General features: G+C 33.4%; 19 protein-coding genes and 1 pseudogene. 13 read left to right on the forward strand and 7 right to left on the reverse strand.

The features are described from left to right. The first annotated feature begins 15 nt into the window (after positions 1-15). On the forward strand, positions 16-1227 hold the full coding sequence (locus P8625_RS04770) for an RsmB/NOP family class I SAM-dependent RNA methyltransferase (RefSeq protein ID WP_279652343.1): 1212 nt from the start codon (positions 16-18) through the stop codon (positions 1225-1227). A 413-nt stretch (positions 1228-1640) separates the two neighbouring features. Here P8625_RS04770 and P8625_RS04775 read toward each other — a convergent pair whose 3' ends face one another. The 3 genes from P8625_RS04775 to P8625_RS04785 are packed head-to-tail and all read right to left on the reverse strand — an operon-like array spanning position 1641 to position 3847. After that, positions 1641-2102 carry a MaoC family dehydratase gene (locus P8625_RS04775; RefSeq protein ID WP_279652344.1) on the reverse strand — a complete coding sequence of 154 codons (462 nt, stop codon included), beginning with the start codon at positions 2100-2102 and terminating at the stop codon, positions 1641-1643. Positions 2103-2107: 5 nt separating this feature from the next. Continuing rightward, entirely contained in the window at positions 2108-2728 is a 621-nt protein-coding gene (locus tag P8625_RS04780) for a trimeric intracellular cation channel family protein (protein WP_279652345.1), read from the reverse strand. Beyond that, complete coding sequence (locus P8625_RS04785; protein ID WP_279652346.1) at positions 2729-3847, reverse strand: DEAD/DEAH box helicase; 1119 nt, start codon at positions 3845-3847, stop codon at positions 2729-2731. A gap of 476 nt (positions 3848-4323) precedes the next feature. On the opposite strand from P8625_RS04785, the gene P8625_RS04790 reads away from it, so the two are divergent. Beyond that, a complete protein-coding gene (locus tag P8625_RS04790; protein ID WP_279652347.1) occupies positions 4324-6144 on the forward strand; it encodes a hypothetical protein in 1821 nt (606 codons plus the stop codon). A 136-nt stretch (positions 6145-6280) separates the two neighbouring features. Here the strand turns inward: P8625_RS04790 and P8625_RS04795 are convergent, their stop codons facing one another. The 3 genes from P8625_RS04795 to P8625_RS04805 all read right to left on the reverse strand — a co-directional run bounded on the left by P8625_RS04795 (position 6281) and on the right by P8625_RS04805 (position 8695). Next, positions 6281-6955: a DUF2461 domain-containing protein gene (locus P8625_RS04795; RefSeq protein ID WP_279652348.1), complete on the reverse strand. Its 675-nt coding sequence runs from the start codon at positions 6953-6955 to the stop codon at positions 6281-6283. A 184-nt stretch (positions 6956-7139) separates the two neighbouring features. Continuing rightward, entirely contained in the window at positions 7140-8231 is a 1092-nt protein-coding gene (ychF, locus tag P8625_RS04800) for a redox-regulated ATPase YchF (protein WP_279652349.1), read from the reverse strand. Between the two features lie 113 nt (positions 8232-8344). Further along, positions 8345-8695, reverse strand: coding sequence for a 4Fe-4S dicluster domain-containing protein (locus tag P8625_RS04805; RefSeq protein ID WP_279652350.1), 351 nt, complete (start codon positions 8693-8695; stop codon positions 8345-8347). Positions 8696-8765: 70 nt separating this feature from the next. On the opposite strand from P8625_RS04805, the gene P8625_RS04810 reads away from it, so the two are divergent. From P8625_RS04810 to P8625_RS04860, 11 genes and pseudogenes are all read left to right on the forward strand, one after another. Further along, positions 8766-9827 carry an acyl-CoA reductase gene (locus tag P8625_RS04810; RefSeq protein WP_279652351.1) on the forward strand — a complete coding sequence of 354 codons (1062 nt, stop codon included), beginning with the start codon at positions 8766-8768 and terminating at the stop codon, positions 9825-9827. A gap of 52 nt (positions 9828-9879) precedes the next feature. Next, on the forward strand, positions 9880-10944 hold the full coding sequence (serC, locus tag P8625_RS04815; protein ID WP_279652352.1) for a 3-phosphoserine/phosphohydroxythreonine transaminase: 1065 nt from the start codon (positions 9880-9882) through the stop codon (positions 10942-10944). A gap of 94 nt (positions 10945-11038) precedes the next feature. Further along, entirely contained in the window at positions 11039-11992 is a 954-nt protein-coding gene (locus P8625_RS04820; protein ID WP_279652353.1) for an NAD(P)-dependent oxidoreductase, read from the forward strand. A gap of 3 nt (positions 11993-11995) precedes the next feature. Continuing rightward, positions 11996-13234 (forward strand): DUF1015 domain-containing protein, encoded by a 1239-nt coding sequence (locus P8625_RS04825; protein ID WP_279652354.1) that lies wholly within the window; start codon positions 11996-11998, stop codon positions 13232-13234. Between the two features lie 24 nt (positions 13235-13258). Continuing rightward, positions 13259-13926 (forward strand): annotated as a pseudogene (locus P8625_RS04830) (YggS family pyridoxal phosphate-dependent enzyme). A 35-nt stretch (positions 13927-13961) separates the two neighbouring features. Next, a complete protein-coding gene (locus tag P8625_RS04835) occupies positions 13962-15041 on the forward strand; it encodes an exonuclease domain-containing protein (RefSeq protein WP_279652355.1) in 1080 nt (359 codons plus the stop codon). Positions 15042-15092: 51 nt separating this feature from the next. Beyond that, complete coding sequence (locus P8625_RS04840) at positions 15093-15920, forward strand: ion transporter (RefSeq protein ID WP_279652356.1); 828 nt, start codon at positions 15093-15095, stop codon at positions 15918-15920. A gap of 200 nt (positions 15921-16120) precedes the next feature. Further along, positions 16121-17023 carry a tRNA (adenosine(37)-N6)-dimethylallyltransferase MiaA gene (gene miaA / locus P8625_RS04845; protein WP_279652357.1) on the forward strand — a complete coding sequence of 301 codons (903 nt, stop codon included), beginning with the start codon at positions 16121-16123 and terminating at the stop codon, positions 17021-17023. A 58-nt stretch (positions 17024-17081) separates the two neighbouring features. Continuing rightward, the gene (locus P8625_RS04850) at positions 17082-17585 is read left to right on the forward strand and encodes an OmpH family outer membrane protein (protein ID WP_279652358.1); all 504 of its coding nucleotides are present in this window, start codon (positions 17082-17084) and stop codon (positions 17583-17585) included. A gap of 7 nt (positions 17586-17592) precedes the next feature. Further along, positions 17593-18417, forward strand: coding sequence for a DUF1853 family protein (locus P8625_RS04855; protein ID WP_279652911.1), 825 nt, complete (start codon positions 17593-17595; stop codon positions 18415-18417). A 35-nt stretch (positions 18418-18452) separates the two neighbouring features. Then, the gene (locus P8625_RS04860; protein ID WP_279652359.1) at positions 18453-18836 is read left to right on the forward strand and encodes a hypothetical protein; all 384 of its coding nucleotides are present in this window, start codon (positions 18453-18455) and stop codon (positions 18834-18836) included. Positions 18837-18910: 74 nt separating this feature from the next. Here the strand turns inward: P8625_RS04860 and yiaA are convergent, their stop codons facing one another. Continuing rightward, positions 18911-19402 (reverse strand): inner membrane protein YiaA, encoded by a 492-nt coding sequence (gene yiaA, locus P8625_RS04865; protein ID WP_279652360.1) that lies wholly within the window; start codon positions 19400-19402, stop codon positions 18911-18913. Position 19403: the final 1 nt, after the last annotated feature.

Below are 19403 nucleotides of genomic sequence, written 5' to 3' on the forward strand. Positions count from 1 at the left end.
TCTTAAATTCATCAAATGAGATTACATAGAAACTTGGTTTTCGCGGTTATTGATAGCTTACGCGATATTTTTAATGAAGATGTGTATGCCGATAAAGCTGTTGAAAAAGCATTGAAGAGAGATAAACGCTGGGGAGCACGTGATAGAAAGTTCGTTGCTGAAACGATTTACGAAATCGTTCGTTGGAAACGTTTGTATGCTGAAATAGCCAACGTAAAAGCACCCTATTCTCGTCCTGATTTATGGAGAATGTTTGCTGTTTGGTGCGTGTTAAAAGGAATTCAATTACCTGATTGGAATCAAATTGAGCCTACCCCTACCAGACGAATCAAAGGAAAATTTGATGAGCTACTAAAAATAAGAAAGTTCAGAGAGTCTATTCCTGATTGGATGGACGAAGTAGGCGTACAAGAATTAGGAGAAGAAGTTTGGACGAAAGAAATAGCTGCATTGAATAAGCAAGCAGAGGTTATTTTACGTACAAACACGTTAAATACTACAAAAACTCATTTACAAAAACAATTAGCTTCTGAAGGAATTGACACTGAAACTATCAAAGGCTATGACGATGCTTTAAAATTAGTAGAAAGGGCCAATGTTTTTAAAACGGAAGCTTTTAAAAAAGGGTTGTTTGAAGTACAAGATGCCTCATCGCAGTTGGTAGCACCTTATTTAGAGGTAGAACCAGGAATGAAAGTAGTCGATACCTGTGCAGGTGCGGGTGGTAAAACCTTGCACTTAGCCTCGTTAATGAAAAATAAAGGACAAATTATAGCCATGGATATTTACGAAAGTAAATTGAAAAAGCTAAAAGTGCGTGCTCGAAGAAATGGTGCTCATAATATCGATACTCGTGTAATTGATTCTACGAAAGTAATTAAGAAGCTACACGAAAAAGTAGATAGAGTTTTAATTGACGCTCCGTGTTCTGGTTTAGGAGTCATCCGAAGAAACCCTGATAGCAAATGGAAATTACAACCTGAGTTTTTAGATGAGATTCGTGGTACACAACAAGAGGTATTACAACAGTACTCGAAAATGGTAAAACCAGGGGGTAAAATGGTGTATGCCACTTGCTCGGTATTGCCTTCTGAAAACCAACAACAAGTAGCCTTCTTTTTAGCTTCTGATGCAGGTAAAGATTTTGCCTTTGTAAAAGATAAAAAAGTACTATCGCATGTATCTGGTTACGACGGTTTTTACATGGCTCTTCTAGAAAGAAAGTAGGCTATAAAAGTAACTATAGTAAAAAAGGCTCGGGATAATATCTCGAGCCTTTCCTTTCAATCAACTATTAAAAACTAACGAATCACTAAACAATACTTGTTAAGTAATTTGTATATATACGACGATTGTTTACCAATGTTGTTACAGCGACTACCTGTATTTAACATTATTTTAAGATGAAAGTATAACTACTTTTTCACCTCTTTAACAACTATTGTTGTTCAAATGTTGTGTAACTTATTTATAAGTAAAGCGGCTGAAGTATACGGGCCAGGAAACGTTCTTTTACCTATAATGGTACTCATTATTGGAGTATTTTTATTAATACATTCGAAAAAGGCAATAGCCAAAAGTTAGCTGTCTTAGTACTAAGAACGATACAATTTGATGCTGTCTTTTCAAGGCAGCATTTTTTACTCAAATAGCACAAAAATAAACTCTGCAACGCAAGCTGGTTTTTCTTGTCCTTTTATTTCTATCGTGCAATCAAAAGTTAGCTTTTTACCGCTGTGAAAATCTTGTACTTGTTTAACAGAACTCATTAGACGCAATTCACTATTTACAGGTACCGGATTTGGAAAACGAACTTTATTCAATCCGTAGTTTAAGCCCATGGTTACACTTTTAACTTCAAATTGTTTAGAGATTAGTTCTGATAACATAGAAACAGACATGAATCCATGTGCTATGGTTGTTTTTGTCGGAGAATATTTAGCTGCCTTTTCCTCATCAATATGAATCCACTGTTTATCGAGTGTAGCATTGGCAAAATCATTAATCATTTGTTGGGTTACAGTATACCACGCTCCTACTGGCAATTGTTTTCCTTCTATGTTAGAAAGTTGTTCTAAATTTTCAAAAACTAATTTTTCCATCGTTATTATTTACCAAAAATATCCTTTTTAATTCGCGGAAGTTCTAATTTATATTGTACGGCTATCGTTCTTACAAGAATAATAATACTTGCAGAAATTACAAACACTGCATCTTCATTTATATTAAGTGAATGTAAAAGTAAATATACAACCCCTCCTGTTAAACAGGCAGAGGCATAAATCTCTCTATGAAAAATCAACGGAATTTCGTTGGTGAGCACATCTCTAATTACACCTCCCATAACTGCAGAGGACATTCCCATTACCAATGCTATGAATGGATGTAGGTTAAAATTAAGTCCTTTTTGAACACCTAATAGAGTAAATACACTGATACCAATGGTATCGAATAAAAACATCGTTTTTCTTAAAGGGGCTATCTTGCTTCTAAATAAGAAAGTTACCACAACGGCTGTTAATATTGTCCAGATATAATTAATATCTCCAATCCAGTTAATAGGATGTGCGTTGATTAGTACATCTCGCATCATTCCACCACCTACTGCGGTCACGAAAGCAATGATGATGACTCCAAAAACATCAAACTTTTTTCGAATCGCTACCAATGCTCCACTAATGGCAAAAGCAAAGGTTCCGGCAATGTCTATGGCGTAAATTACTTCCATTTATATGGATATTTCAGAAAATTGTATTTGCAAGGTTCTTTCTACTTCAGCTAAACGATTTCTTTCATTTTGAAGAATTAACGCTAAAGAAACACCTCTTTTTCCTGCTCTTGCTGTTCTACCGCTACGGTGTGTGTAATATTCTAATTGCTCTGGTAATTGATGATGAATCACGAACGCTAAGTTTTGCACATCGATACCTCTGGCAGAAACATCGGTAGATACCAATACTTGAAGGTTTCCGTTTTTAAAAGCGCGCATTACTTTATCACGCTCTTTTTGTTGCATATCTCCTTCCAACGCTTCAACCGAAAAACCTTCTTCTTTTAACTCTTTTGTTAGTTTTTGGGCTCCTGCTTTGGTTCTTGAAAAAATAATACCTCTTTCAGCAGGTCTTTTTTCTAAAAACGCAACAACAATACCTGTTTTTTCAGGAATCGTTGTGGTTACAAACTGATGTGTAATATTGGCATTTACCAATACATTTTTGTTTACCTCAACTTGTTTTGCTGATGCATTCATGTATTTTTTAATAATACTTCGTATTTCATCGGGCATGGTAGCAGAAAACAACCATGTTTTACGAGTACCTGAAGTGTACTTTAAAATTCGATTCAGTTCTAGTTTAAAACCCATACTCAGCATTTCATCAGCTTCGTCAAGTACTAAGGTTTTAATATTTTTCAAATCTACTTCGCCTCTTTCAATTAAATCAATCAAGCGTCCGGGTGTAGCCACAATAATGTGGGTAGTTCTTTTTAAATTATTAATTTGACGTTCAATCTTTTCTCCACCATACACCGCTTCGATAAAAATTTTATCGTCAACATATTTCGTAAATTTGAATAGTTGCTTCTTTATCTGTTGCACCAGTTCTCTTGTTGGTGATAAAATTAAGGCTTGAACAGTAGCTTTTGAGGCATCTATTTTATCGAGCATTGGTAAGCCGTAAGCAGCAGTTTTACCTGTTCCTGTTTGCGCCAATCCAATAAAATCTGAATTGTTTTCTAGTAAATACGGGATGGTTTCTTTTTGTACTTCAGTAGGAGTTATTATTCCTAACTCTTTCAATCCCTTAACATATTCTTTTCGTACTCCTAATGCGGTAAATGTTGTCATTCTATAAATTTATGAAGTGCAAAGATATTGTTTCTTTTAATGTGTTGATAGGTAGTTTCAGTTTCTTTTATGATGTTGTGGTAGTATCAAAAATACGTCATTGTACACAACAACTTCGCTACTTTCAATCATAATTTTAAAAAAGAACTAGAAATACTGTCCGAAACTAGGCTATTATAATGAAAATTGTGTTGAATTTAGTTAAAGCTAAAACACTTAAAATAGCTTATAGTAATTATCTGAGAAAAATTAGTAAGCAAAAACTATGATTTTGTGCTGCTATTCCTATAAAAATATTTTCAAGTTTTACTATTATTGTCTATATTACATGCAAAATTACTAGTATACCTTATTTAGTACTTCTCAATGTTATGTACGATCGAAAAACAATTGGCAGCAAGTTTTTAATTTGTTGTTTTTTTTATATAATTATTACGTTTTTATCTTGTAATAAAACAGATAAATCTACTAAGCACTTGTTAGGTATTCCTCTTCCTAAAAAAACAACAACTCTCGTAAAGGCTATCAAAGAAGTAGAATACACAAACGGCGATTTACTAATTAGTGAGGCTAAAAAATTACAAGAGCAAACCGATAGCCTATCAAAACATCTCAGTGACTATTACATGGCAAAAGGAGAGTTTTTAAAATATTATACTTACGAAAAAATGGAAGCTTTTGAGAGTTTTTATAAAACCTTAGAAGCCATGGAGTGTTATTCGTTAATGGCTGAAATAGATTTACTAACAACTTATTTTCATTACACCTACAACGCCTTTGATAAAGCAGCTAAAAAAGTAAAGCGAAGTGAAGAATATTGTTTTAAGCCTTCGTTAGAATTAGAGCGTGAGGCTCTCATATATGGTATTTCTCCAACCGTACTTGTAAATACACCTCAAGAAAAGAAAGAGGAAATAACCTATACTTTAGAGCGTATAACTAGAAAATACCCATGGAGTATTTATCATTCTAGAATAGCTTCGAGTTTAGCAATTACGTACTATTACTCGGGAGAGTATGAAACTGCCAAAACAATACTTTTAGAAACCATTGAAAAAAATAAAGCATTATCGTTTAACTTAGAATTATCTAGAAATTACACACTTTTATCTGTTGTCGAATCTCAATTGAGTGGCGATTTTGAGAAGTATATTGCTTATGAACTACTGAGTGCAGACTACAAAAAAGAATATGGAAACCAATACTTATCTATAAATTATCGTACAATTGGTCATCGATACTTTAACAAAGAACTTTATGAAGATGCTTTTAAGTACTATCAATTGGCGGTTGAAAGCGAGGGAAGTGATATCGCTTCTAAAAGTGTAGATTACGCCTATTTGGGTTGGGCATATTTTCATATTGACAAGAAGAAAAATGCTCCCAAAGCTATGGAGTATTATAACAAAGGTTTAACCTACAATAATGAAAATCATATAGGATATAAACTTATTCTTGAGAGAAAAATGTGGACTTTAGATGCGATTGGAGAAAAAGAGAAAGCTGCTGCCATGAAAGTAAAAGTCCTGGAAGCAAGAGCAAACGTCGAAAACAAAAGCAGTAAAAAACGATTTGAAGATTTTAAAATAAACTATTTATTAAGTTTAAAATCGAAGAACAATCGCTTGGAAAAACTTCAGCAAAAAAGCGAATTAAATGCGGTTCAAATTGAAAGACAACGATTTGCTATTATAGCGTTGGTTGTTTTTACCTTACTAATGCTTGTGATTTTAATGCTTTCTTACAAAAACGCTAAAAACTATAAAACTATCAAAAAGTTAAATGTAAAACTTAAAGAAAGTATTACTACTATTGAAACTAGAAACGAAGAACTCACTCAAAAGAATGAAGAGAATTTAAAATTACTAGAAATAAATCAGCGGTCTCTATTTACAAAAACTTTTAAAGTATCTACTTACAAAGATGCGATCGATAATGTAGTAAAAGAAATTTCTAACGCACTGGAGGAAGACACCTCTATGAGTGCCAAACAACTTAGAGGTGTGAAAACGCAGCTAAAAACTATTTTGAATGAGGATGAAATTTGGCAAGACTTTAAATTACAATTTGAAAGAACGCGTCCTAGTTTTTTTAAGAAATTATTAGACATATCTCCTAACCTTTCTGTAAACGACTTAAAACATTGTGCTTATATATCACTGAATCTCAAAACTAAAGAAGTAGCTACTTTAATTAACATCTCTCCAAGAAGTGTTGAAACAGCTCGATATCGATTAAAACGGAAGCTTAATTTGGGTACGGAAGATAATTTATCGGAATTTTTAAATAAATTATAATACCGTAATTTCGGCGAATTCCTAAGCTATTTTTGTTTTTTAGATTCGGTAGTAATTTCTAACGATGACTCTGAAAGATAAAATTAGAACGCATCACTCACTATATTTTTTTACCGTAATTTCGAGATCTATTTTATCAATCCAACATACTTTCTCCGTTTAGATTTGTAGTAAGTACCTCACTCATATAATTAAAAAACGGGCGTAGTGCTTTAAAAGCAGCATCCACTTTTGTTAAAAAATCGGGAGCCAATACTTCTTCATCTGTGAAACGTTGCATAGCTACATAGCCTTTTTTACGAATTAAATCAATATCTGGATGCTGTTTATCAAACCCTTTAGGAGCAGTTTTAAGCTCTTCTCCCTCTAACTTACCTCCAAAATGTTGTACGTATTTTTTTTCTTCTAAAATTTCTCTAATTTCAGAAGCATCGGCTTCAAACTCTTTCCGAATACGCAAAAGATCTTTTGCATCAGGTTGCCAAAAACCACCAGCTACAAAACTATCTCCAGGAGAAATATGCAAATAATATCCACCTCTTAGTTCGGGCTTTTTTCTATGAAAAGAACCTCCAAAATGTGTTTTATAAGGAGTTTTATCTTTTGAAAAACGGACGTCCCTGTATATTCTAAACAATTTTAGCTTATCTATTTCATCGTGTTTATTTAAGTTATCTTGAATGGTTTTATAAACTGCTTTCGCATTATTTTGAGCTTCTATAAATCGAGATTTATGCGCTGTAAACCATTCACGGTTGTTGTTTTCTTTTAAGTCTTTTAAAAACTGAAATGTTTGTTTGTCTACTTGCATAGTACGACAGTTTTAAATTGTTAAGTATAAATTTTAAAAAACTGAAAATACGTTATTGATTTTAAAAATACGATTTATTGAACTAAAATTGACTAGTATAAGACAGCATCTCAGAATTCTAAGGCACAAAAAAACTCCACCAAATTTTAGTGGAGTGTATATTATGTTTTAATATTGAAGAAAGTTACACGTTAAATCTAAAGTGCATAATATCGCCATCTTTAACAATATACTCCTTCCCTTCTACTCTCATTTTACCCGCTTCTTTTACCTTAGCTTCACTACCATACGCTACATAATCATCGTAACTAATAGTCTCAGCACGGATAAATCCTTTTTCAAAATCTGTATGAATAACCCCTGCAGCTTGCGGTGCCGTCGCTCCTATAGGAATCGTCCAAGCTCTTACTTCTTTTTCACCAGCAGTAAAATAGGTTTGTAAGTTTAATAATGTATAAGCTGAACGAATTAAACGAGAAACTCCCGCTTCCTCTAATCCGATATCAGCCAAAAACATTTGACGCTCTTCGTAGTCATCTAATTCTGTAATATCAGCTTCAGTGCCAACAGCCAATACAATAACTTCAGCATTTTCATGTGCCACTGCTTCCTTTACTTTATCAACATACGCATTTCCTGAAACTGCTGCATCTTCATCAACATTACACACATATAAAACTGGTTTTGCAGTAATGAATTGTAATGGTTTCACAAACTCTTCTTCCTTTTCTGTAAACTCAATAGAGCGTACCGATTTACCTTCTAACAAAGTCGCTTCTACTTTCAATAGCACTTCTAATTCTACCTGGGCTTCTTTGTTACCCGTTTTAGCCGTTCTTTTTACACGCTCTAATCGTTTTTGAACAGTTTCCAAATCCTTTAACTGAAGCTCAATATCAATAGTTTCTTTGTCACGAATAGGATCTACAGAACCATCTACATGCACAATATTATCATTATCAAAACAACGCAACACATGCAAAATAGCATCTGTTTCACGAATGTTTGCTAAGAACTGATTTCCCAAACCTTCTCCTTTACTCGCTCCTTTTACCAATCCTGCGATATCCACAATCTCAACAGTTGCAGGTAAAACTCTTTCAGGGTTTACTAGTTCTTCTAGCTTTTCTAAACGAGCATCTGGTACGTTTACCACCCCTAAGTTAGGTTCAATGGTACAAAACGGAAAGTTTGCACTCTGCGCTTTTGCATTTGACAAACAGTTAAACAAGGTTGATTTCCCTACGTTTGGTAATCCTACAATTCCAGCTTTCATTCTTTTATTTTATTGAAATTTTGCGAGTGCAAATATAGATTATTATTCATAAAAAAACCTCGAAATATATCGAGGTTCTATTATTTCTTATACTTATAGTACTACTACAGTTACTATTCGTTGTGCATAAAACGTTGTTTTGCCAATAGCTCTTCTTCTGTTTCTACATTATCTTCATCAGGAACACAACAATCAACAGGACAAACAGCAGCACATTGTGGTTCTTCATGAAAACCTTTACACTCTGTACATTTATCTACAACGATGTAATAAATTTCATCTGAAACTGGCTCTTGATCTTCATCTGCATTGGCAGATTTTCCATTAGGTAAAACAATATTACCTGTTAAATCGGTTCCATCAGCATATTTCCAGTCGTCTGCACCTTCATAAATTGCTGTATTCGGACATTCAGGTTCGCAAGCCCCGCAGTTTATACATTCATCAGTTATTATAATTGCCATAATTAATCTCTTTCTGTTTTGTAACTTTGCAATCGCAAAAATAGTTCCAATTTAATTTAGAACCAAATAAATGGATAGTATAAAAAGTAGAATTAACGCTTTTCATAAACTAGGAGAATTTTTAAGCCAGTTTTCTCAAGAAAAAATTGAGAAAAAAGAACACATAGCACACAATGAGTTATTTTTTGACGGATTTAAACACCAACTCAAAATAGCTGGTGAACACAATACTTGGTTTACCAAAGAAAATCTGCTGTTTTCTGTAGAAAATTGGGCAAAAGCACTAACCGTAGCTAATTTAACTCAGTGGGTTTCTAAAGAAAATTTAGGTAACAATCAACCCAAAGTAGTCGCCGTTATCATGGCAGGAAATATTCCGCTAGTAGGATTTCACGACTTTTTATCCGTTCTTATTTTAGGGCATTCGGTAGTAGTCAAACAATCGTCTAATGACAAACATTTGCTTCCTTTTTTAGCCAAGTATTTAGAATATGTGGCACCCGAATTAAAAGGAAAAATAACCTTCACAGAAGAAAAACTTACCGATTTTGATGCAGTCATAGCTACAGGAAGTAACAATACCGCACGTTATTTTGAATACTATTTTAAAGACAAACCTAGTATTATAAGAAAAAACAGAAACTCTGTTGCTGTGTTAACAGGAAACGAATCTGAAGAACAATTACAAGATTTGAGCGAAGATGTTTTTCGTTATTTCGGATTGGGGTGCCGTTCGGTTTCAAAAATTTTTGTTCCTCAGAACTACGATTTCAATGCGTTCTTTAAAGGAATGTATCAACAACACGAAATTATACACAATACGAAATACGCTAATAATTACGATTACAACAAAGCAGTGTATTTAATGAGCGAGTTTGATATTTTAGAAAACGGTTTTTTAATGATTAAAGAAGATGAAAGCTACGCCTCTCCTATCGCTTCGGTTTTTTACGAGTATTATGACAATACTGATGATTTAAAAATAAAACTGTGGGAAGATAGAGCGCAAATTCAGTGTATAGTCGCCAATAATTTTATTGAAAATGAAGTAGCATTCGGACAAACGCAACACCCAACCTTATGGGACTATGCCGATGGTGTAAACACCCTAGAATTTTTAGCTAAAATATAAAAGAGTCTCTAGATAAATTTGCACCTTTGTGTAGCAAAACACAACAACACACATGAAAAAACATAACTTTAGTGCAGGTCCTTGTATTCTACCTGAAGAGGTGCTTAAAAAAGCATCAGAAGCAGTCATTGATTTTAATAATGACAACCTGTCTTTACTAGAAATATCACACAGAAGCCAACCTTTTGAAGAGGTCATTGAAAAAGCAAGAAGTTTAGCCTTAGAATTATTAGGTTTGGAGAATAAAGGCTACAAAGCATTGTTTTTACAAGGTGGAGCTAGTATGCAATTCTTAATGGTTGCCTACAATTTATTACATAAAAAAGCTGCTTACTTAAACACAGGAACTTGGAGTGATAAAGCTATAAAAGAAGCCAAGTTATTTGGCGAATTGGTAGAAGTCGCTTCTTCAAAAGATCAAAACTTTAGTTACATTCCTAAAGGATATGAAATACCTACCGATGTAGATTATTTTCACTGTACGAGCAATAACACCATTTACGGAACACAACTAAAAAGTTTTCCTAAAACTTCAGTTCCAATGGTATGCGATATGAGCTCTGACATTTTTTCTCGTCAGTTAGATTTTTCACAATTTGATTTAATTTATGCAGGTGCTCAAAAAAATATGGGACCAGCAGGTACGACACTTGTTGTGGTAAAAGAAGAAATTTTAGGAAAGGTAGAGCGCCAAATACCATCTTTGCTTAATTATCAAGTAATGATTGATAAAGATAGCATGTTCAATACTCCACCTGTATTTGCAGTATATACCTCTATGCTAACATTAGAATGGTTGAAAGATTTAGGCGGTATCGAATTTATCGAAAAGGTAAACGAGAAAAAATCAAACCTATTATATAGTGAAATAGACAGAAACCCTTTATTTAAAGGAGTCGCAGCTATAGAAGACCGTAGTCATATGAACGCAACCTTTACTCTAACCGATAAAAACCTACAAGCTAAGTTTGATAGACTATGGAAAGAAGCCAATATCAACGGATTGGATGGGCATAGAAGTGTAGGCGGTTACCGTGCAAGTATGTACAATGCCCTACCCCTATACAGCGTGCAGGCTTTGGTAGATGTAATGCAAGAATTAGAAAGAACAAGTTAGATACAACGTCATTCTGAACGAAATGAACGAATCTGTTCAATAGATTATCACGTCATTTCATTTCTTATAATGACACAACTAGTACAATATAAAGATGAAAATATTAGTGAATGATGGAATTTCCGCCAGCGGAATACAAGCTTTAGAAAACAAAGGCTTTGAAGTGATACACACAAAAGTTGCCCAAGAACAACTAGAAAACTATATAAATGAGCATACTATCGATGCGATTGTAGTGGGGAATACAACACAAATACAACAAGAATTAATAGATGCCTGTCCGAGTATTAAACTTATTGCTTGCTTAGGAACCGAGATGGATACTATTGATGTTGCCTATGCTATTGATAATGGAGTGCACGTTGTGAATAGTGAAGATGCTTCTGCAACATCCATTGCAGAACTCGTGTTTGCACACTTATTCGGAATGGTTCGCTTTTTACATCAGTCAAATCGTGAAATGCCTTTAGAAGGAGAAATGCGTTTTAATGCCTTAAAAAAGCAGTACTCACAAGGAACTGAGTTGAGAGGCAAAACACTAGGAATTATTGGATTTAACACCGTAGGGCAAGAAGTGGCAAAAACGGCAATCGCTTTAGGTATGGAAGTAATAGCTACAGATGCTGAAATAGATAGTGCCACCATTACCATTCCTTTTTTCGATGGACAATCGGTAGATTTCTTTATCGAAACAGAAACCATAGATGCCATAGTGTCTAAATCAGACTTTATAACCATACACCTTCCCGCTCAAGAAGCATATATCATAGAAGCCTCTTTATTTGATAAAATGAAAACAGGTGTCGGAATTATAAACACTTCACATGGAAGCGTTTTAAATGAAGTTGATTTGGTGAAAGCTATTGAAAACGAAAAGGTAAAATACGCAGGATTAGACGTCTTTGAAAGTCAGCCAACACCAGAAATTCAACTATTAATGAACCCTGAAATATCAATGACACCTAACATTGCAAGCCTAACAATTGAAGCCCAAGAAAGAGCCGGGGTTGAGCTTGCTAACAAAATTATTGAATTTCTAAGCGAATAATCTATGGCAATTGTAAAACCATTTAAAGCTGTTAGAGCCACCCGAGACAAAGTTGCTTTAGTATCTTCTAAATCGTATGAAATTTATACTCCTGCAGAAATCGGAGCAAAACTCGATTTCAATCCCTATACTTTTTTACACGTAATCAACCCAGGCTATAAATACCATAAACAAGATGTAACAGGAGAACAACGCTTTAAGTTGGTACACAATCGCTATTTAGAATTTAAGGAAAATGAAATCTTTAAACAAGATGAAATTCCAGCCTATTATATATATCAAAAGAGAACTCCAAGTGATAATTTCTGCGGAATCATTGCTGCTACCTCTGCTGATGATTACCATAATGAAGTAATTAAAAAACACGAAGACACGTTAAAAGAACGCGAATTACTATTTGAAAATTACTTAAAAAACACAGGGTTCAATGCAGAACCTGTACTTCTTACCTATCCTGACAATGATGTGATTAATGCTATTGTGGCAAAATATCAGAAAGAAAGAGCTGAATACGAGTTTACTACCTCTGATAAGAATTTACATTTTTTATGGATTATAAACGATGAGAAGGATGTGGCGCAAATAGCACTAGCTTTCAAGGAAGTGAATACGCTATACATTGCTGACGGACATCATCGTTCAACATCTTCATGTTTATTGGCACAAGATTTAGCCAAGGAGAACCCTGAACATACTGGGAAAGAAGACTATAATTTTTTTATGAGTTATTTGTTACCAGAAAGTCAAGTAAAAATTTATGAATTCAATAGGTTCATAAGAGATTTAAACGGATTAACTCCAGATGAGCTTTTAATAGAATTAGACACCCACTTTAGAATTGAAAACCGTGGACAAGAGTTGTACAGACCCAAAGAAAAGCATCACTTTAGTATGTATTTGAATGGGGAGTTTTATGCGTTGTACTTGCGTAAATCAGCTTATAAGTTTACCGATAGTTTAAGCGAATTAGACGCGTATATTTTATACACAACCGTTTTAGAACCCATTTTAGGAATTAAAGATATTAGAAATGCTTCTAAAATTGTATATTCTCAAGATAAATCTGACGGATTAGAACTAAAAACAAAGGTAGATAGTGGTGAGTTTAAAGTTTCTTTCGGAATGCTACCTACCAATATTCAAGAACTAAAAACTATTGTTGATGCTGGTTTAATGATGCCACCAAAAACAACGTATATAGAACCTAAACTAAGAAGTGCTTTAACTATTTACGAGTTTTAGTTTAAGAGCTGATAAACAAGTATTATGATTACAGGAATTAAAGAAAATCTTCAAAAAATAATAGCAAACCTACCAGAAAATGTAACCCTAGTAGCTGTTTCTAAAACCAAACCTATTGCCGATTTACAAGAAGCCTACGACGCTGGTCAACGAGTATTTGGCGAGAATAAAATACAAGAAATGGTGGCTAAATATGATGCATTACCCAAAGACATACAATGGCACATGATAGGTCATTTACAGCGGAATAAGGTAAAATACATGGCGCATTTTGTTGATTTAATTCATGGTGTAGATAGTTTTAAAACATTAAAAGAAATAGACAAGCAAGCTAAAAAACACGATAGAACCATCAAGTGTTTATTACAGGCACGCATTGCCAAAGAAGACACTAAATTTGGATTGCATTTTAAAGATATTGAAGCGATTTTAGCTTCAGAAGAATTAAAAGAACTCAAAAATGTGCAGATTGTCGGTTTGATGGGAATGGCAACTTTTACAGATAACCAAGAACAACTACAAGAAGAATTTTCATCACTAGCTACCTTTTTTAAAAAAATCAGGAAAAATATTCCAACTTATCAATCCTTTCCATGGGCATGAGTGGTGATTATGAGTTGGCTATCAAAAATGGCAGTACTATGGTACGAATAGGAAGCGCTATTTTTGGAGATAGAAATTATATTGTTTAGATTTACATAAGTAGGAGGCTTTTAAAAAGATAGATTTGTACGCAATTTTAGACATTGAAACTACAGGAGGAAAATATAACGAAGAGGGAATTACTGAGATTGCCATCTACAAATACGACGGACATCAAATTGTAGATCAGTTTATTAGTCTGGTAAATCCAGAAAGAGAAATTCAGGAGTTTGTGGTAAAACTTACAGGTATTAACAATAAAATGTTGCGAAATGCCCCCAAGTTTTACGAAATAGCGAAAAGAGTTGTCGAAATCACTAAAGATTGCTTTATCGTAGCACACAACGCTAATTTTGATTATCGTATTCTTCGTACCGAATTTAATCGATTGGGATACACCTACAAACGCAACACCCTGTGTACCGTTACTTTGAGTAAAAAATTAATTCCCGAAGCCCCCTCTCATAGCCTTGGTAAATTATGCAGGTTTTTAGGTATTCCTATGGCAGACCGTCACAGAGCGAATGGTGATGCTCTAGCCACAGTACAACTTTTTAAATTGTTGATAGACAAAGACGTTGAGAAGAAGATTATTCAACAATCTATAAAATATTTTGACAACAGGCATGTTAAATTCCACATTCAAAAAATTTTAGATAGTTTGCCTGAAAAGCAAGGAGTTTTTTATGTACACAATAACGAGGGTACTATTATTTTTATTGGTAGAGGTAAAAATATAAAGCATGAAACCAACAAACTCTTTTTAAAAGAAACCAAAAAAGCGTTAAAAGTAACAAAAAGAGTAGCCAAAGTAAGCTATGAAGAAACTGGAAATCTGCTTTTTACACGCTTAAAATACCATTTAGAATTAGAAAAATTACAGCCTAAATATAATGTTATTAGAAAAAGAAGAACTACAGATAGAGATTTTAATAACGACCACATGCTAATTGTAGATAAAGGAAGAGATTCTGGAGAACATGCTGTGATTTTAATCGAAGAAAATGAAGTAATAGGCTATACGTATACCAACCTTGCTTTTCAAGAAAATCAGTTATCTATTCTAAAATCAATGCTTACCCCTATTGAAAATAAAGAATTAGCTAAAACCATTATTAAAAACTATTTATTAAAAAACAAAGTGTCTAAAATAGTACGATTATAAGTTGAAAAATAATTTGTAATATTGCTATAAAGCATTCAAAAACCTGTTTTCTTGGATAATAAAACACTAAATTGGAGAGATAAACTACATGAAGTAATTTATGAAGCCGATACCCCAGCCGGCAAATTATTTGACATAGCACTGCTTTTTGCTATTTTGATGAGTATTGTATTGGTAATGCTCGAAAGTGTAGAAACAATTGATAATAAATATCACCATATTTTATACGTATCAGAATGGATCATTACCATCTTTTTTTCTATTGAATATATCCTGAGAATTATATCAATAAAAACACCCTCAAAATATATTTTTAGCTTTTATGGTATTATAGACTTGCTTTCTACGATACCCATGTACTTAACTTTCTTTTTTGTGGGGAGCCATAGTAGTTTAATTGCACTAAGAGCATTGCGTTTATTAAGAGTTTTTAGAATTTTAAAAGTATCAAGATATATTGGGGAGTCTAATCAGTTAATAAAAGCTTTAAATGCTAGCAAGGCTAAAATTGGAGTATTCCTTTATTTTGTATTGATAATCTGTATTATTTTAGGCTCTGTAATGTATTTTGTCGAAGGAGCAGAAAATGGCTTTACTAGTATCCCCAGAAGTATTTATTGGTCTATCGTAACACTAACCACTGTTGGATATGGAGATATTGCTCCTCAAACTGCTTTAGGTCAATTTATTGCAAGTATTACAGTAATTATCGGTTACGCTATTATCGCAATTCCTACAGGGATCGTAAGTTCTGAAATGACTAAAAAAGAAGTACACCTAAATACCCAATCTTGTTCTAATTGCTCTTATAGTGGGCACAAAGACGATGCAGAATTTTGCTATAATTGCGGAAATAAATTGAAGGGGAATAAGGAATAAGGAATAAGGAATAAGGAATAAGGAATAAGGAATAAGGAATAAGGAATAAGGAATAAGGAATAAGGAATAAGGAATAAGGAATAAGGAATAAGGAATAAGGAATAAGGAATAAGGAAAGTTCGTTTTTTACTTTTAAAACACAAATTAATTCACAAACTTTCAAACTTTACAAACTTTTACACTTTTTAAACTACAGTAACTTGAAAAACACGCTAATAACCATAGTTGGGGCTACCGCCATCGGAAAAACAGCCTTAAGCATAAAACTAGCGCAACATTTTAAATGTGATATTATTTCGTGCGACTCTCGTCAGTTTTACAAAGAAATGACCATAGGTACCGCTGTTCCTGATGCTGAAGAACTAGCTTCGGCACCCCACCATTTTATTCAAAACAGAAGTATTTTTGAAGAATATTCAGTTGGGCAATTTGAAAAAGATGCCTTAAAAACATTAGATAAACTGTTTACTAAAAATCCAATTCAAATCATGGTAGGCGGAAGCGGTTTGTATGTAGATGCCGTTTTAAAAGGATTGGATGAATTTCCTGAGGTAGATTCACAAATACGAAGCAATTTAACCGAAGAATTAGAAAATAAAGGAATAGAATACCTGCAAAACCAATTAAAAGAACTTGATATTGAAGCTTACAATACGATTGCCATCGACAATCCGCATCGACTAATACGTGCACTAGAAGTTTGTATAGGCAGCGGAAAAACATACAGTTCATTTAAAAACAAACCGAAAACACCTCGTAATTTTCAAACAATAAAAATCGGTTTAAAAGCTGATAGACCCCTTATGTACAACCGCATTAATCGTCGTGTAGATATAATGATTGAAAATGGTTTGTTAGAAGAAGCTAAAAAGCTACACCCACATAAAAACCTAAACGCACTACAAACCGTAGGATACAGAGAATTGTTTGACTATTTTGAAGGTAATTTTACCAAAGATTTTGCCATTGAAGAAATTAAGAAAAACTCAAGAAGATTTGCCAAACGACAAGGAACATGGTTTCGTAAAGACCCTACTATAATATGGTTTGACTTTCAAGAAGACGTTCAACATATTATAAAAACGATTGAAAGTAAACTTTAACGCTTTTTAAGAACATCACATACATCACTTTTTTATATTTGTCAAAAAACAAAAATACATGAAACTAAAAATCACTTTTATACTTGCTTTATTTTGTATCGGATTTTCTAATGCACAAACCAAAGTCGGAACGGTAAACAGCGAATTCATAATTAGTAAAATGCCGCAAATGAAAGGTGTTTTACAGCGAGTAGAAAATTATGGTAAAAGACTAGATTCTAGTTTTCAAATAAAAACCACTCAATACAAAGCAAAAGTAGACTCTTTTAAAGCAGAAGAAAAGCTTATGACAGAAGACGATAAGAAAGCGAGGATACAAGAATTAAGAGCACTTGAGCAAGAGATGGGAAAATTTCGTCAAAATGGGGCAACCATGATGCAATTACAAAAAGAAGAAAATTTACGCCCTTTATATAAAAAATTGAGTGAAGTTATCGCAGAAGTTGCGAAAGAAAACGGATATACACAAATTTTAACAACTACCGGAAACGAATTTGCGTACATAGATGAACGTTTTGACATTACGCAATTAGTACTAGACAAATTAGGAATTAAAGAGTAATTCTTTGATGTATCAAAAACAAAAAGAGATACAGTTACAATACGAAGGATTTTTAAAAACACCTTTTCTATGGTATGGAAAAGGTGTTTTTAATTTAGAGCAATTTCCTGCTTTAACAACTCAATCCGCTTCATATAACCAAGAAATTACCCAAAAACTACGTCTGGGAAAACTGGTAGAGCGTTTTGTTTCTTTTGAATTGAATCAAGAAAGCTCCATTTCAATTCTCGCTGAAAACATTCAAATTCAGCAAGGAAAAATAACGGTTGGTGAGTTAGATTGTTTACTCTTGCACAATGAAACACCCATTCACTTAGAAATTATATATAAGTTTTACTTGTACGATGCCACAGTTGGAGCTACTGAAATAGCCCATTGGATCGGACCTAATCGCCGTGATTCTCTCATTCATAAAATAACAAAACTTCAAGAAAAACAACTGCCACTACTCTACTCCAATCATACCAAAACCTATTTAGAAGAAGTAGGCTTAGATGTTTCTAACATCGTACAGCAAGTATATTTTAAGGCACAGCTATTTGTTCCTTTAAAAAGCTACGGTAAAAGTGTTAAACAAGTAAATAATGAGTGTATTTATGGATTTTATATCTATCCAAAGGAATTAGCACAATTTTCTGATAGTAAATTCTATATTCCAAACAAGCATGGCTGGTTGATAAATCCACATACTAACGTTGACTGGTTAAACTTCGAGCAGTACACAACCAAACTTCAACAATTTTTAGAGGAAGAAAATGCTCCACTTTGTTGGTTAAAGAAACCCAATGGCGAGCTTTATAAGTTTTTTGTAGTTTGGTGGAATAACAAATAACAACCAAAAAATAGTATATTTGAAACAAAAAATCCATGAAAATCAGCAAGATTTCTTTGTTATTATTATTTGCATTCATTACCCTTACCTCGTGCTTTCAAGATGAAGACAACACCTTTTCTTGTGTAAGTCCTAACATAAGTAATAATTCGGAAGCAGAAATTTACACAAGTAAGTCTATCGAAGCAACACTTTCAAATGAATGCGATACTGCCGTAACAGTTACAAAAATAAGTGTTGGCGGACAGCATGCTGAAGACTTTAAAGTACAAGGACTATCAGTAGGAACAAACATTACAAAAAACACGGATTTTACTATTGTTTTTACACCTACTCAACTCGGTACCAGGAACGTAATTATTTCAATCATACACGATGTAGGAGAAATTGTCATCAATCTTTCCGCAGAAGGAGTATGATTTACATGTGCTTCTTTTAAAACAAAAACGCTTAGAAATAATTTTCCAAGCGTTCTTTTTACTTTAAACAACTATTATTCCTCATCTACTTTTTCTTCTCTTTTGTTTATAAATTCTATATCGCGCGTGTTTTTTTGCACAGAAATTGCGGCATAAATACTTAATGCAAAAGACATTGCATAAAACCCTTTTTCACTTAATAATAAGTCTGCATTCCACAAACCAACTATTAATAAAAGTATCGAAATAATGGTTGTAAACCAGCTTATACTGTAGTAAATCTCAGTTACTTTTATTCCTTCCAACCGATCTCTAACAGATTTTTGTACCGATATTACTGAGAATAAGGCAAAAAGTAAAACCGTAAAATAGTACCCTTTTTCATTAAGTTCCATGTTTACATTCCATAAACCAATACAGTAAGAAGAAATTCCTATTAATAAAGCTACCCACGAAGCACCTACATAGGCTGAAGTTGGCTTTTGATTGTATTCTTTTAGTGTATTCTTTGTTTCTTTTTGAGCTTTCTTAATTTGTTCTAACGAACATTCTGATTGAGTATTCATA

The sequence above is a fragment of the Tenacibaculum tangerinum genome (assembly GCF_029853675.1).
GTDB lineage: Bacteria > Bacteroidota > Bacteroidia > Flavobacteriales > Flavobacteriaceae > Polaribacter > Polaribacter tangerinum_A.

Excerpts from the sequence above, each read along its gene's own strand:
- P8625_RS04770 (WP_279652343.1), top strand. The coding sequence starts at position 16 with ATGAGATTACATAGAAACTTGGTTTTCGCGGTTATTGATAGCTTACGC.
- P8625_RS04775 (WP_279652344.1), bottom strand. The coding sequence starts at position 2,102 with ATGGAAAAATTAGTTTTTGAAAATTTAGAACAACTTTCTAACATAGAA.
- P8625_RS04780 (WP_279652345.1), bottom strand. The coding sequence starts at position 2,728 with ATGGAAGTAATTTACGCCATAGACATTGCCGGAACCTTTGCTTTTGCC.
- P8625_RS04785 (WP_279652346.1), bottom strand. The coding sequence starts at position 3,847 with ATGACAACATTTACCGCATTAGGAGTACGAAAAGAATATGTTAAGGGA.
- P8625_RS04795 (WP_279652348.1), bottom strand. The coding sequence starts at position 6,955 with ATGCAAGTAGACAAACAAACATTTCAGTTTTTAAAAGACTTAAAAGAA.
- ychF (WP_279652349.1), bottom strand. The coding sequence starts at position 8,231 with ATGAAAGCTGGAATTGTAGGATTACCAAACGTAGGGAAATCAACCTTG.
- P8625_RS04805 (WP_279652350.1), bottom strand. The coding sequence starts at position 8,695 with ATGGCAATTATAATAACTGATGAATGTATAAACTGCGGGGCTTGCGAA.
- P8625_RS04810 (WP_279652351.1), top strand. The coding sequence starts at position 8,766 with ATGGATAGTATAAAAAGTAGAATTAACGCTTTTCATAAACTAGGAGAA.
- serC (WP_279652352.1), top strand. The coding sequence starts at position 9,880 with ATGAAAAAACATAACTTTAGTGCAGGTCCTTGTATTCTACCTGAAGAG.
- P8625_RS04820 (WP_279652353.1), top strand. The coding sequence starts at position 11,039 with ATGAAAATATTAGTGAATGATGGAATTTCCGCCAGCGGAATACAAGCT.
- P8625_RS04825 (WP_279652354.1), top strand. The coding sequence starts at position 11,996 with ATGGCAATTGTAAAACCATTTAAAGCTGTTAGAGCCACCCGAGACAAA.
- P8625_RS04850 (WP_279652358.1), top strand. The coding sequence starts at position 17,082 with ATGAAACTAAAAATCACTTTTATACTTGCTTTATTTTGTATCGGATTT.
- P8625_RS04855 (WP_279652911.1), top strand. The coding sequence starts at position 17,593 with ATGTATCAAAAACAAAAAGAGATACAGTTACAATACGAAGGATTTTTA.
- P8625_RS04860 (WP_279652359.1), top strand. The coding sequence starts at position 18,453 with ATGAAAATCAGCAAGATTTCTTTGTTATTATTATTTGCATTCATTACC.
- yiaA (WP_279652360.1), bottom strand. The coding sequence starts at position 19,402 with ATGAATACTCAATCAGAATGTTCGTTAGAACAAATTAAGAAAGCTCAA.